This is a genomic window from Psychrobacter sp. H26 (assembly GCF_059073035.1).
Genome location: NZ_JCACRW010000001.1, coordinates 1,698,856 through 1,711,816, shown reverse-complemented (window position 1 = coordinate 1,711,816; position 12,961 = coordinate 1,698,856). Strand labels below are relative to the sequence as shown.

Sequence of the window (12,961 nt, the reverse complement as noted above, 5' to 3'; positions counted from 1 at the left end):
TTTGATATCAGTTGTAGCATTAATCGCGTGTATCTACCATTTTATCTCATAGACGGCACAGTCAAATTTGGACAGGTTGCTAATGTCATGTTGGCAACATTTGTCTCAATGTCTTATGTGTTTCCAAATCGTATGTGTTTTAAAGTCTCATACAGTTTTTTGTAGCTGATGTTTTTAACCACGTTCGCTACGATGCCACTCGTACAGACCGACAAATGCATTGACCTGATAAACCATGGTTTGAATAGCAAAAATATAGTTGCCAGACATGAGATTCACAATGAGCCAGACAAAGTTCACGATGATCCATAGCCACCAGTTAAACGAGTAACGCAAAATCATGGCAGCCTGTGCAGTAATAGATAACACAAATGCAATGACGTTGATCCAAAAAAAGGAGATAAACCCTAAAAATTTACTGTTGTCATCTTCTACGACCGCATATCCATAACTCGTCAGCAGATCATTGATAGTAGGGAATAGCGCAAGACCAATGATGATAAAAGTTGCAGTGATCAACCAAACCGCTTTGCTCGCTGACTTGGGGATCATATCGCCATCAGGATCCGTGTGCTTGGACCAATAAAAGATACCATAGACATGGGTAAAAAAGTTAAAAAGTGGTGCCAGCATTAAGCCTACTGCGCCAGACGTTGCCTGTACGACAACCTCACCTGCGGTTGCCCCCATCCCAAAACCATTGCCCATGACGTTTTTGCGAAATGATAGCGAGACCACACAAACCAAGCCAATAAATGAGACAGCCAAATAAAACCAATCGAGCGTGGTATGGTCGGTGGTGAGCCAAAAACCGGCGGACAAGGCAATAACCCCACAAATAAACCAGATGACAATCCATTGCATTGCCCATTTTCCGGTAATGTTGTCCAATAGTTGAATACGCATAATTTTTTCCTCTAAAATAAATACTAATATCAATATGTTGCTAACTGTCATGCGCTAGCTGAATAACATGCGCTCGTAAATAAATTATTATAAATATACACTGAATTTTTTATGGCTTTTTGCCGTAGACATGTTGATCGATAAACAATAACGCTTGTTGATAACGAGCATCATAATCAGGCTGGTCTATCATATGCGGCATGATATCGTGACGCGCAAAAATATCTACCAGACGCTGCTCAAACCGTCCACGTGCCTCAGGCGTACCCAAAGAGCGCATGCCATCATCGATCCACGGCGTATTGTTATCTAGCATAATGGTGTGGTCTACCCGAAACTCATCAATACAGGCAGCCACAAAAGGATGGGTGCGACCCTCGTACTCTTCACAAAATGCCTGCGTGGTCACAAAGTCAGTATCAACGATGGTGACAGGCGCAGTTGCATGGACTTTGGCTTCTCGTATCGCCTGGGCATGATCAAGCGAAATCGGCCCATAGTCACTATACTGTAAGCCAACTTCGCTACCACCCAAGTCTGTGCCGACATACAGACGACCCATCTCTAATGCAAAGCTAGCACCATAATAATTAGCCAGCTTATGTACAAGTGTCGTCTTACCTGAGCTTTCACCACCGACGATAGCGATGGTCTTGGTATAGTTAGCGCGAGCCTTTGGATGAATCGCTGACCAATGGGCGACTGGGTCGCGAGCAATGGCGTACGAGTCAAACTCAGGCTGTAGCGCTGTCGTGACCATTTGCAAAATCAATTGCTCTTGTACATCACTCTGCGTTAGCGGGTGGTTATCAGCCATAAATAATGCTGTCTCTGCAGGTAGTGCTAGTGCGTCCATCAAACGCTGCAATTTGGCGTTGCTAGCAGCCACATCAATACGGATATCCTCACTACTATCATAAAGATGCTCATGAAGAGGCAACTCGAGCTCATGAGTCGTATGAATATGAATAAATGGCAGGTCTGCACAGGCCATCTGTAGCCAGCGTGCCTTGTCTTGTAACGTAATAGCAAAATCTGGATGCGGTGAAGGATGCGCCATAATGACAATGTGTAAGGTTTTTGCCTGTCCTGCTGCTTCTAATATGCTGCGCATTTGCCCCAAATGTAGCGGCTCAAAATGTCCAATCATCAATCCCGTATCGTACATGGTCGTCCTTATTTTTTATCTTTATAGTCTGTCTCAGTTTTTATGATGAGTTTTATAAAGTCTGAGTTGTTTATCAGCATGGTATAAAGGTTTGGGTGGATTTGCAGGTAGGTTATTGTAACCCTGGCTTATATCTGACTTTTTTTCACATTATTCTATCTTCAGCTGGCTATTTTGAACGGATAGTTTATTGAATTTAGCAATGACAAATTGGGCGTAGCTTACCGGTAATTTATTGATAACTGGTTGGGCAGATGAAGATTTTTTGATAGCTGTTGATGATTATTGTCGTTATTAAATTACTGTTTATCTCTTTGATTAAATTAAAAAATAATAAGAATTGGAAGGTGTTGTTGTAAGGATTGAGCAACAAAGGTGATTTTGAAACATTTTGAAATAACTATTTAAAATCAGGGGTTTGCGCGCAGTTATGACAGATTAGGGTAAGCTTAGGTATCATAAACTCACAAAGTACGTCTACAGCGTCAACAGATAAATACTAAAGAGTTGATATACTTATTCATAAGTTAGCAACACAAAGCTTTTTTTGACATATAGAAAGAAGCAAAAAAAAGAATAAACATATAAAAACAAACATTAGAGAGGTATTTAGTTTGGCTAAGTTAGCAAAATTACATCGCTCACAAAACAATCGTATGATAGCGGGCGTAATGGGCGGGATCGCAGAGTATGTTGGTTGGTCGCCAACGTGGGTTAGATTGCTTTTTGTGATTATTTCATCGTTGAGTGCAGCAGTACCTGGTATCTTGATTTACATCATACTGTGGATAATCATGCCAAAAGCCAATAGTGGGTCTTATCAGTGATTACGCTTTGATAAGTTTTGAAATTAGAATTTAAAAGCGCTAAGTTAAAACGTTAAGTTGTAAACGCAGTTAAAAGAACAGCAGTACCTTAAAAATAAAAAGCCTGAATAATCAGGATGCCCAAGATACAATTTTCCTCCTGCCCGAATGCTCACGCATTTGGGTATTTTTTTGTCTATCTTAACCATATCTCTAACCACATCTTTTAATGATGATTTGCCTTTTGTGATTATTCGACCAAAAAACAGTCGTATAGCGACGTGTTTCTATTCGCAATGCAAATTTAGTTGACGTAAATATGGATAAAATAGTCAATTTTTAGTAAGGTGAGCAGGCAAATAGAGTCGTTGCCAAAATGCGTGGCGAGTGCTATCAGAGATTTAGTTAATAATACTCATTTCACAGTGGCTTTACTATGAATACCCAAACTATGACATCCGAAGCGACAACCCCAATGACACAAGATAAAAACTCTCAACCGATGACCTTTCAAGACTTAATCCTAACCCTGCAGAATTATTGGGCTGACAAGGGCTGCGTTATATTGCAGCCTTATGATATGGAAGTCGGCGCAGGCACCTTTCATACGGCAACTTTTTTGCGCTCGTTAGGTCCTGAGCGTTGGAACGCAGCTTATGTACAGCCATCACGTCGTCCTACCGATGGGCGCTATGGTGACAACCCAAACCGCTTGCAGCATTACTATCAGTTTCAGGTGGTGCTAAAGCCAAATCCACCTAACATCCAAGAGCTATATTTAGACTCACTACGTGCCATTGGTATTGACCCGTTGGTGCACGATGTGCGTTTTGTGGAAGACAACTGGGAATCACCGACGCTAGGCGCTTGGGGCTTGGGCTGGGAGATTTGGCTGAACGGTATGGAAGTGACGCAGTTCACGTACTTCCAGCAAGTTGGCGGTATTGAATGCTTCCCAGTGACAGGTGAGATTACCTATGGTCTTGAGCGTCTAGCTATGTATGTGCAAGGCGTTGATAGCGTTTATGATTTGGTCTGGGCTGATGGTGAGTTCGGCCGTGTTACTTATGGCGATGTGTTCCATCAAAACGAAGTTGAGCAGTCGACCTACAACTTTGAACACGCTGATGTGCCAATGATGGGCGAGATGTTTGACTTTTATGAGCAGCAAGCCGACAAGTTAGTCGAAGCTGGCTTGCCATTGCCTGCTTACGAGATGGTATTAAAAGCCTCTCATGCGTTTAACTTGCTTGATGCCCGCGGTGCGATTTCAGTCACTGAACGTCAGCGCTTTATTCTGCGTGTGCGTACGCTTGCGCGCAAAGTTGCCATCGGTTATGTCGAAGCTCGTGCCAAATTGGGTTTCCCATTGGCAGATGAAGCACACCGTGCCGAAGCACTTGAGAAGTATCTACCAAAAGAAGTAGCAGACACTGACAACAATCAATCTACTAATAAAAAATAGGAGCATCCCATGAGTACTATTCTATTTGAACTGGGGTGTGAAGAGCTACCTCCAAAAAGCCTAAAGCCATTACGTGATGCCTTACAAGCCAGTGTCACCCAGCAACTGACTGACGCTGATATCAGCTTTGACAGCATCAAAGCCTTTGCCGCGCCGCGCCGTTTGGCAATTCAAATCGAGGGCATTAGCGACAAGCAGCCTGATCGTACTGAGCAAAAACGCGGACCAGCAATCAAAGCCGCTTTTGATGCAGAGGGTAATCCAACACGTGCGGCGATGGGTTTTGCCAAAGGTTTAGGTATTGACGCCAGCGAGCTTACGACGATTAACACTGATAAAGGTGACTATGTCGGCTTTGAGCAAACAATCACTGGTCAAGCGACTACGGAGCTACTGCCAGCTATTTTTCAGACAGCATTAGATAGCCTACCGATTGCCAAGCGTATGCGCTCGGGCGCTAGCCGCAATGAGTTTGTCCGTCCCGTACAGTGGGCAGTATTGATGCAGGATGCTGCTGTTATTGATGCGACTATTCAAGGGCACCAAACAGGCTCGCAAACTCGTGGCCACCGTTTCCACAGCCCTGACTACCATAACATCGTTCATGCCAATGAATATGAGCAATTGCTAGACAGTCTAAAGGTAGTGGTAGATTTTGATAAACGCCAAATGCTGATCAACAACCAAGTCAAAGCATTGGCAGGTGAGGTCAATGCGGACGCTATCGTACCGCAGGACTTGCTGGACGAAGTGACCGCGTTGGTTGATTTTCCCATTGCACTAAGAGCGAGCTTTGAAGCGCGTTTTTTACAAGTGCCGCAAGAAGCGCTTATCTCGACTATGCAAGCCGATCAAAAGTATTTTTGCTTGACCGACAAAGCAGGTAAGCTGCAGCCGTATTTCATCTTTATTACCAACATTGAATCAAAAGATCCTAACCAGATCATTGAAGGTAATGAAAAAGTTGTGCGTCCACGTTTGGCTGATGCTGAGTTTTTCTTCTTACAAGATCAAAAGCAGCCATTGTTTGCGCTCACAGAAAGCCTGAAAACGCGCGTATTCCAAGACAAATTGGGTACGATTTGGGAGAAATCTGAGCGTATTGCTAAGCTTGCAGCATTTATTGCTACTTTGATGCAGCAGCAAGGTCACGACATCAATGTCGACGACACCGTACGCGCTGGTATCTTGTCCAAAGCAGATTTGGCCAGCTCACTCGTTGGTGAGTATCCTGAATTGCAAGGTATCGCGGGCACGTATTATGCGCGTTTAAACGAAGAGCCTGAAGCAGTTGCGGCAAGCTTAGAAGAGCAATACCTGCCTAAGTTCAGTGGTGATGTGCTGCCGCAAACACCAATTGGTATTTGCTTAGCATTGGCTGATCGCTTAGATACATTGGTTGGTATTTTTGCCATTGACCAAGCACCAACGGGCTCAAAAGATCCGTTTAGCTTACGTCGTTCTGCCATTGGTATTTTGCGTATTTTGATTGAAAAGCAACTGCCGATTAATTTGGTAGCGCTCGTTGAGCAGGCGATCAAAGGCTATAGCAATGCCGAAGGCAGCAAGATTGCTAAGATGGGCGATACCTTTACTCAGGTCATGGCGTTCTTAAACTCGCGCTATCGTGCGATGTATACAGAGCAAGGCGTCAGCGTTGATACGATTCAGGCAGTGCAAGCGATTAATCCGCATATGCCGCTCGATTTTGATCAGCGTATCCGTGCCGTACAAGCATTTAGCGAGATGTCACAAGCGTCGATGTTGGCTGACTCTAATAAGCGGGTAGCCAACATATTGGCCAAGTCAGAAACCAGTGTTGCTGACACGGTTGATGAAGCGCTATTGTCTGAGCCTGCTGAGCAAAATCTATATGCAAATGTGAAGCAAGCACAGACGAGGGTACAACCGTTGCTTGAGCAAGCAGACTACACCCAAGTATTGCAGACATTAGCGAGCTTAGATGAGCCACTGACACAGTTCTTTGATAATGTCATGGTCAATAGCGACGATGCGGCATTGAAGAATAACCGCTTGGCACTATTAAAGCAGGTTCGCGCTCTGTTCTTGACTGTAGCTGATATCAGTGAGCTACAGCTGTAGCGGTCAATCTTTAATCGTAGATTTTGATAAAAACTGGCTCAATGTGGCCAGTTTTTTGTGGTTATAGCCCAGCCTCATTTTATATTGTTATAGGCTGTTACCTACGGTCAATGGTAATTAAACGGTAAAGGCATTGTGCCATTACCATTATTGACGGTAAAATTTACGTTATCAAAGCATATGCGTATGAAACAGTCATTAGCGTAGCCAGTTTTTGTACAGCTATTAGCTTGGTTGCTTTTGATAGCCATCACGTTTATCCGTAATCAAAGGAGCACAGCCGTGTTTGCCGTTATTATTGTCATTCTCATTATTTGGGCGTCAATGTGGGCTTTTTATAAGTTTATGTACCCACGAGCACCCAAAAGCATGATGCCACAAGAAGGAGATATCACCACACCGCGACAGTGCAATTTTTGCGGTCATAGTTTGGCTGAATATCGCGGCGTACTTGAAACTAAGCCTAGCTTAGGAACAACTAGCGATGGTGATACAGCAGCTGATATTACAGGCAGTCAGGAGTTGTTTTTTTGCAATTATGAGCATCAAGCGGATTTTCATGCGGGCAAAACCTATCAGCCTTACTAATAATTAGGGTCATGACAGAGCAATGCTTGGTCGCATAAAAAAGCGCTTAGTCGTCATGTCCTAAGCGCTACTATACATTACCTATCAGTTTATAGGATCGAGTGTGCATCTTTCATGATTTTATTTAGCAATGCTTGTGATTGTTTCTCGTGTTGCAGGCGATCTTCATCGCTTCTCTGATTGGCATGGATTTTTTCGTATAAGTTCAAGCAGCACAGTACCAGTATGCTTTCTTGACTCAAGCTTGGCGCTTCTCTTTTTAGGTCAAGTGCATAGTTGTTTATATAAGAAACCGCTGATAGTAGCTCTTCTTGCTCATGTACAGGACAAAAAATAGGGTAGGTAACCCCTGCAATCGCAATATCTACTTTTTTGATTTGTGGTTCAGGTGTATTCGTTGTTTTGGTATTGGCTTTTGCTACTGTACTTGATGCGGTGGTTCCTGCTTGAGCTGACTTTTGCGCTGGCAATCCTTTACTTGGTGCTTGAGAATGCGGTGTTGGGTTGTTTTTTGACTGCTTTTCTATCGATTTGCTTTGGTCATCGGTCATGATAAATCCTACAATGTCTGGTCAGTGAAATGAGTGATGTGAGATATAACAAGTGGTAGTTTGACAAACCGTATCTCTTTGCATGCTACCTCTACTAGAGGATGAGTTAGCCCTCTGCTTGATCGATACGAGTTAGGCGTTGTAATACCACTTGCGTGCGCTCAGCTGCCAGCTGATTTTTCTTTTGTAGCTCACTGTTTTGATGTTTGATATCGCTGTACTGCTGCTTTAGTTCATTATTATGTTTTTGTAGCTCGCTGTTTTGTTGTTGTAGTTGGCTGATCTGTTTTTGCAGCTTGTCTTGTTCTTCACCGATCATATGATGCGCTTCAGCGAGACTTTGATAGCGTTTGTCGAGATCATTCAGTTGTTTTTTGGCTCCATCACGTTCGCTATGGCTACTATCAAGCTGAGTCTTTAGGGCGGTGACTTCTTTTGCATCAGCAACAGGGTTTTGTTTTAGGCTGCTAAGTTCAGCACTGACAAGCTGATACTGTTTTTTGATGTCTAGTACCATTTTTTCTAATATTCTAAGTTGATCATACATAGTCAGTTTTTATCCTTAACAAGTAAGCGTGAATGAATTTTGTTCGCTGCATTTAATAATGCCATAGGTGACCGCATAATATCTATATCAACAAAGTAATTACAAGCACGAGATTTGGTCTTTTTACTTTTATTTACCGGTAATCTGTCTCCAACATTTTATCGAGTTTCTTTTTATCTTATGAGTCATACTCAATTACTAGGACATCTGTTATGAACGATAATATTTCTGGCTGGAATACTTGGCTAACGGCTTTTGATGACTGGACTGATGTGTCCATCAGCGAAGTGCATGGCTTGATGACAGGGCTTATGACCGCTTGTAATGCACCTGACGAATCGACATGGGCAAAGGTGTTCGAAGAGCTGAGCTTTGCACCACTACCAGATACTGCATTGACCTTGTTGGCAGAAGAAGCAGAGGACACCGTGTTTCAGTTAAAAGACAAAGATGATGCCTATGCGTACATGCCGCTCATCCCTGATGATGAACATGATTTGTACGAGCGCGTGATGGCATTGAAACAGTGGTCGAACGGGTTTATGACAGGTTTTGGTATTACCGATTGTGGTTTGACCAGTGAAGAGAACGAGATGCTCTCAGATTTGGCTAAGATTGGGGCGATTCGTTTAGAGGAAGACGAAGACTTCGAAGGTGGGGAAGAGTCTTATCTTTATATCTACGAGTTTGCCCGTATGGTGCCAGTGAGTTTTGCGACGCGTAAACGCAAGCATGTGAAAGACATTGCGTTGATTGCTGGACTGTCTATCGATGCTAAAACAACCAAAGAGCTACAAGCAGAAGGCAAGTTACCAAAACCGATGCCACCAGTGCTTGACGTGATGAATCAGAATAATCCATCATAAGACGAATCTGATCAATCATAGTTTGTGAGAATTAGTTTTTAAGAAGTAGTTTGTGAGAAATAGCTCTTAAAAATCGTAATAAGGATATTTTATGATCCAAGATACTAATGACAATGCTAGCAATGACGAACAGTTAAGCCATGCTACACACCCAAGTAATAGCCTTGATTGGCTAACGCGCTTGATCGCCTTTGACACGGTCAGTCGACATTCCAACTTAGCGTTGATTGAAGACGTGCAAGCGTACTGTGAGCAGTTGGGTTTAGCGGTAGATTTGACCTTTAACGAGGCAAAAACCAAGGCTAACTTGTTTGTGACCGTACCCGCTGGCGAAAATGCTGACCAAGTAAACAATGGTCTTGTGCTGTCTGGTCACACTGATGTGGTGCCAGTCGATGGTCAAGACTGGACATCAGAGCCATTTACCGCGACGATACGTGGTGACAAGCTATACGGACGCGGTGCGTGTGATATGAAAGGCTTTATCGCTTGTGCGCTGACGATATTGCCACAAGCCGTGCAGTTATCGAATAGCGGTCAGCTGCGACGTCCATTGCATTTGGCACTGTCGTTCGATGAAGAGGTAGGCTGCTTGGGCGCACCATTGATTTTGGCAGACTTAAAAGCGCGCGGCATCACGCCTGATTACTGTATCGTCGGTGAACCCACCAATATGGCGATGGTGGTCGCACATAAAGGTATTGCGGTTTATCGTTGCCGTGTCCATGGCAAATCAGCGCATTCGTCTTTGATTGCTCAAGGGGTCAATGCGATCAGCTATGCCAGTAAGCTGGTGGGCTATGTCGATACGCTAGCCGAAGAGCTGAGCGCTCGTGACGACACTTTAGAAGACGGGGATGCATTGTTTACCGTGCCTTATTCTACCTTATCAGTAGGGACGATACACGGCGGCACAGCTACTAATATTGTCCCCAATCTGTGCGAGTTCACCTTTGACTATCGTAATCTGCCGCACATGACACAAGACGATATACTCGAGCCTATTCAAGCAAAAGTTGCTGAGCTAAATGCTCAAATGCAAGCACGTGCGCCTGAGACGGGTATCGAGCTGATGCAAGAAGAAAGCGTCCCTGCCATGACCGATAGCGATAGCGCTGAGTTACAATCGTTAATCGCTGCGCTGACAGGGGATGACGAGCGTCACAAAGTCGCTTATGCCACAGAAGGCGGTCAGTTTACCAATGCAGGTATTCCAACGATCATCTGTGGCCCTGGTAGTATTGAGCAAGCGCACAAAGCGGATGAATATGTCGAACTCATCGAAATCGAACGCTGTGATGCTTTTTTGCAAAAACTACTAACGAGCTGCACAAGTAAATAATGTATGAAAATACTAAACATATGTATATAATATGAGCAAGTACAAATAATACCGCCTAAATGGCGGTATTTATTTTTTGGCAGTGTAGCGGATCGCATCAGAGCCGCTGATATATAAACAGTAGAGGTGGGTTGATGTCTTGGCATCTGTTTGCAGTATTTTTCGCAAGTACGTTTTTGATTTCCGCGACGCCAGGTCCCAATATGTTACTGGCATTCCAGTATGGCATGAACTATGGCGTGAAGCGGACGCTATGGACGTTGGCAGGGCTGAGCCTTGGTTTGTTTGTATTATTGCTATCGACGCTGTTGGGGCTGGATGTGATCAGTCGTCAGTCGCCGTGGCTACTGACCATTATCAAAGCCGTGGGTGCGATATACCTAGTCTACTTGGGTATCAGCTCATGGCGTGATGCAGGCTATGGCAGTTTGATGAGCGATGCCAAAGAGTTGAGTGCGGAGGTAGAGGCGGACTATGCTGACTATGCTACCTCGGAAGGTAGGGTTGATGTGCCAAAGCCGCGTTCGCTCTCTAGTGCAGCTACTAAAATCGCACCAAGTAACATAACCTTGTTTCGTACTGGTGTCTGGGTATCTTTATCTAACCCAAAAGCTATCTTATTCTTTGCGGCATTTTTCCCTAAGTTTATCAATTTCAGCGCACCACTATGGCCGCAATATGTCCTATTGACCATCGGCTTGTTTTTAAGCGAAACGATTTGGCAGATCGTCTATACGCTAGGTGGCAAAAAGCTGGCAAGTTGGCTCGATGTGGGTAATCGTTTAGCATGGCTTAATCGTGGTTGCGGGGTAATATTTATTATCATTGCTGCGGCCTTATTGGCTGAAGTAATCAATAGCTTTATGGTTTAAAAATGCCGATAAGTTTATTTTAAAACGTCGCCGAAAGGCTAAGCAGCAGTTACGGAAGACAGATTGGTTATCAGAATAGTGATGGTTAACATTCACGCACAAAAAAGCCGTTCGCTACTTATAGTGAACGGCTTTTTTATTCTTACACAAATTTATAATTTAACCATTGTTACCTTAACCACTATGCCAATACTTCGATTAGCTCACCTTTCACCATGTGCGGGCTGACAAAATCGGTAATACGTACGCTCACAAGTTTACCCAACAGCTCATCCATTTTCTCAACATCATGAGGGAACATGACGGTACGGGTGTTATCCGCCGTGCCGATTAAGCAATCAGGGTGGCGATTGGCAACTTGTTCAACCAAGACGCGAGTCGTAGTCCCGACCATCTCATGCGTTTTCGCAAGCGTTGAGTCAATGATGACTTTCTGAAATTCAGCCAAGCGCGCTTTTTTAGTGGTGAAGCTCACATCATCTGGTAACTCAGCGGCTGGCGTGCCTGGACGTTTCGAGTAGATAAAGCTGTAAGAGTGATCGAAGTTCAATGTCTTTGCCAAGTTCAAGGTATCTTGGAAGTCTTGTTCCGTCTCACCTGGGAAGCCAATAATAAAGTCGCTCGACAAGTGAATGTCGGGACGAATGGCTTTGAGCTTATTAATCTGATTGATATAAACATCAATCGTATGGTTACGCTTCATCGCTGCCAAGATAGCGTTTGAGCCACTCTGAACTGGTAGGTGCAAGTGCGATACCAGCTCAGGCAATTGTGCATAGGCATCAATGATGTCATCAGTGAACTCTAGCGGATGGCTGGTCGTATAGCGAATACGCTCGACACCATCGACATGCGAGACATAATGTAATAGCTCAGCGAAACGGCAAATGCTGCCATCGTCTTTTTCGCCGCGATAGCCGTTGACGTTTTGACCAAGTAAGTTGATTTCACGGATACCTTGAGCAGCAAGGCTATCAATCTCAGCCAATACGTCATCGAGTGGACGTGATAATTCTTCACCGCGGGTATAAGGCACGACGCAAAATGAGCAATACTTTGAGCAGCCTTCCATAATAGAGACAAATGCTTTATAGCCTTCTACTCTTGGCTCTGGCAAAAAGTCAAACTTTTCAATGCTAGGGAATGAGACATCAATCGTGCCAATGCGGTTCTTTGGTGAAATCTCACGTTGCTCGTTTGATTGATCGTATAGCTCTGGCAGACGGTGCAAGGTTTGCGGGCCAAATACCATATCGACGTAAGGCGCACGTTTTTGAATGTTATCACCTTCTTGTGAGGCTACGCAGCCACCGACGCCAATGACAAGGTCAGGACGTTTTTCTTTTAGCTTGCGCCAGCGGCCGAGTTCTGAAAAGACTTTTTCTTGCGCTTTTTCGCGGATAGAGCAGGTATTCATCAGTAGCACGTCGGCCTCATCGATATCATGAGTGACTTCCATACCATGTGAGTCGCCTAGCACGTCTAGCATTTTGCCAGAGTCATAGACATTCATCTGACAGCCTTGGGTAGTGACGAAGACTTTTTTGGTCGTTGATTTTTCGACGGGTGCTTGGGCTGAACTTTGCTCTTTGAGTGCGGTGACAGCACGTGCAGTGACAGTCGTCTCAGCAACAGCATCGTCATCGATGCGGGGATTGAATACAGTAACACTCATAAGGATAAGTCCATGATTGACCAAAAATATAGCGGAGTAGCCGATTAACAGGTGGCGTATTTTATCACAACC

The 12,961-nt window shown here is 44.2% G+C and carries 12 protein-coding genes; 7 read left to right on the top strand and 5 right to left on the bottom strand.

Annotated features, from left to right (window positions below; translation table 11 throughout):
- Positions 1–174: 174 nt before the first annotated feature.
- Positions 175–906 (bottom strand): nicotinamide riboside transporter PnuC, encoded by a 732-nt coding sequence (gene pnuC / locus AC5JPT_RS07060; protein ID WP_493857609.1) that lies wholly within the window; start codon positions 904–906, stop codon positions 175–177.
- Positions 907–1,015: 109 nt separating this feature from the next.
- Positions 1,016–2,074 carry a multifunctional transcriptional regulator/nicotinamide-nucleotide adenylyltransferase/ribosylnicotinamide kinase NadR gene (gene nadR, locus AC5JPT_RS07055; RefSeq protein WP_493857608.1) on the bottom strand — a complete coding sequence of 353 codons (1,059 nt, stop codon included), beginning with the start codon at positions 2,072–2,074 and terminating at the stop codon, positions 1,016–1,018.
- A 614-nt stretch (positions 2,075–2,688) separates the two neighbouring features.
- Here nadR and AC5JPT_RS07050 point away from each other — a divergent pair.
- The 4 genes from AC5JPT_RS07050 to AC5JPT_RS07035 all read left to right on the top strand — a co-directional run bounded on the left by AC5JPT_RS07050 (position 2,689) and on the right by AC5JPT_RS07035 (position 7,036).
- Positions 2,689–2,901 (top strand): PspC domain-containing protein, encoded by a 213-nt coding sequence (locus tag AC5JPT_RS07050; protein WP_319051385.1) that lies wholly within the window; start codon positions 2,689–2,691, stop codon positions 2,899–2,901.
- 481 nt (positions 2,902–3,382) lie between these two features.
- On the top strand, positions 3,383–4,345 hold the full coding sequence (gene glyQ / locus AC5JPT_RS07045; protein ID WP_319051478.1) for a glycine--tRNA ligase subunit alpha: 963 nt from the start codon (positions 3,383–3,385) through the stop codon (positions 4,343–4,345).
- Between the two features lie 9 nt (positions 4,346–4,354).
- The gene (gene glyS / locus AC5JPT_RS07040) at positions 4,355–6,448 is read left to right on the top strand and encodes a glycine--tRNA ligase subunit beta (RefSeq protein ID WP_493857607.1); all 2,094 of its coding nucleotides are present in this window, start codon (positions 4,355–4,357) and stop codon (positions 6,446–6,448) included.
- Between the two features lie 282 nt (positions 6,449–6,730).
- Positions 6,731–7,036: a hypothetical protein gene (locus tag AC5JPT_RS07035; protein ID WP_493857606.1), complete on the top strand. Its 306-nt coding sequence runs from the start codon at positions 6,731–6,733 to the stop codon at positions 7,034–7,036.
- A gap of 89 nt (positions 7,037–7,125) precedes the next feature.
- On the opposite strand, the gene AC5JPT_RS07030 is transcribed toward AC5JPT_RS07035, so the two are convergent.
- Both AC5JPT_RS07030 and AC5JPT_RS07025 read right to left on the bottom strand, forming a co-directional pair.
- Positions 7,126–7,587: a cell division protein ZapA gene (locus AC5JPT_RS07030; protein ID WP_493857605.1), complete on the bottom strand. Its 462-nt coding sequence runs from the start codon at positions 7,585–7,587 to the stop codon at positions 7,126–7,128.
- A gap of 106 nt (positions 7,588–7,693) precedes the next feature.
- Positions 7,694–8,134, bottom strand: a complete 441-nt coding sequence (locus tag AC5JPT_RS07025; protein WP_493857604.1) for a hypothetical protein — start codon at positions 8,132–8,134, stop codon at positions 7,694–7,696.
- Positions 8,135–8,346: 212 nt separating this feature from the next.
- Here AC5JPT_RS07025 and AC5JPT_RS07020 point away from each other — a divergent pair, with 212 nt between their 5' ends.
- The 3 genes from AC5JPT_RS07020 to AC5JPT_RS07010 all read left to right on the top strand — a co-directional run bounded on the left by AC5JPT_RS07020 (position 8,347) and on the right by AC5JPT_RS07010 (position 11,214).
- The gene (locus tag AC5JPT_RS07020) at positions 8,347–9,000 is read left to right on the top strand and encodes a UPF0149 family protein (protein ID WP_493857603.1); all 654 of its coding nucleotides are present in this window, start codon (positions 8,347–8,349) and stop codon (positions 8,998–9,000) included.
- Between the two features lie 91 nt (positions 9,001–9,091).
- Positions 9,092–10,342, top strand: a complete 1,251-nt coding sequence (argE, locus tag AC5JPT_RS07015) for an acetylornithine deacetylase (protein WP_493857602.1) — start codon at positions 9,092–9,094, stop codon at positions 10,340–10,342.
- A gap of 134 nt (positions 10,343–10,476) precedes the next feature.
- Positions 10,477–11,214, top strand: a complete 738-nt coding sequence (locus AC5JPT_RS07010; protein ID WP_493857601.1) for a LysE family translocator — start codon at positions 10,477–10,479, stop codon at positions 11,212–11,214.
- A gap of 181 nt (positions 11,215–11,395) precedes the next feature.
- Here the strand turns inward: AC5JPT_RS07010 and miaB are convergent, their stop codons facing one another.
- On the bottom strand, positions 11,396–12,889 hold the full coding sequence (gene miaB, locus AC5JPT_RS07005; protein ID WP_493857600.1) for a tRNA (N6-isopentenyl adenosine(37)-C2)-methylthiotransferase MiaB: 1,494 nt from the start codon (positions 12,887–12,889) through the stop codon (positions 11,396–11,398).
- Positions 12,890–12,961: the final 72 nt, after the last annotated feature.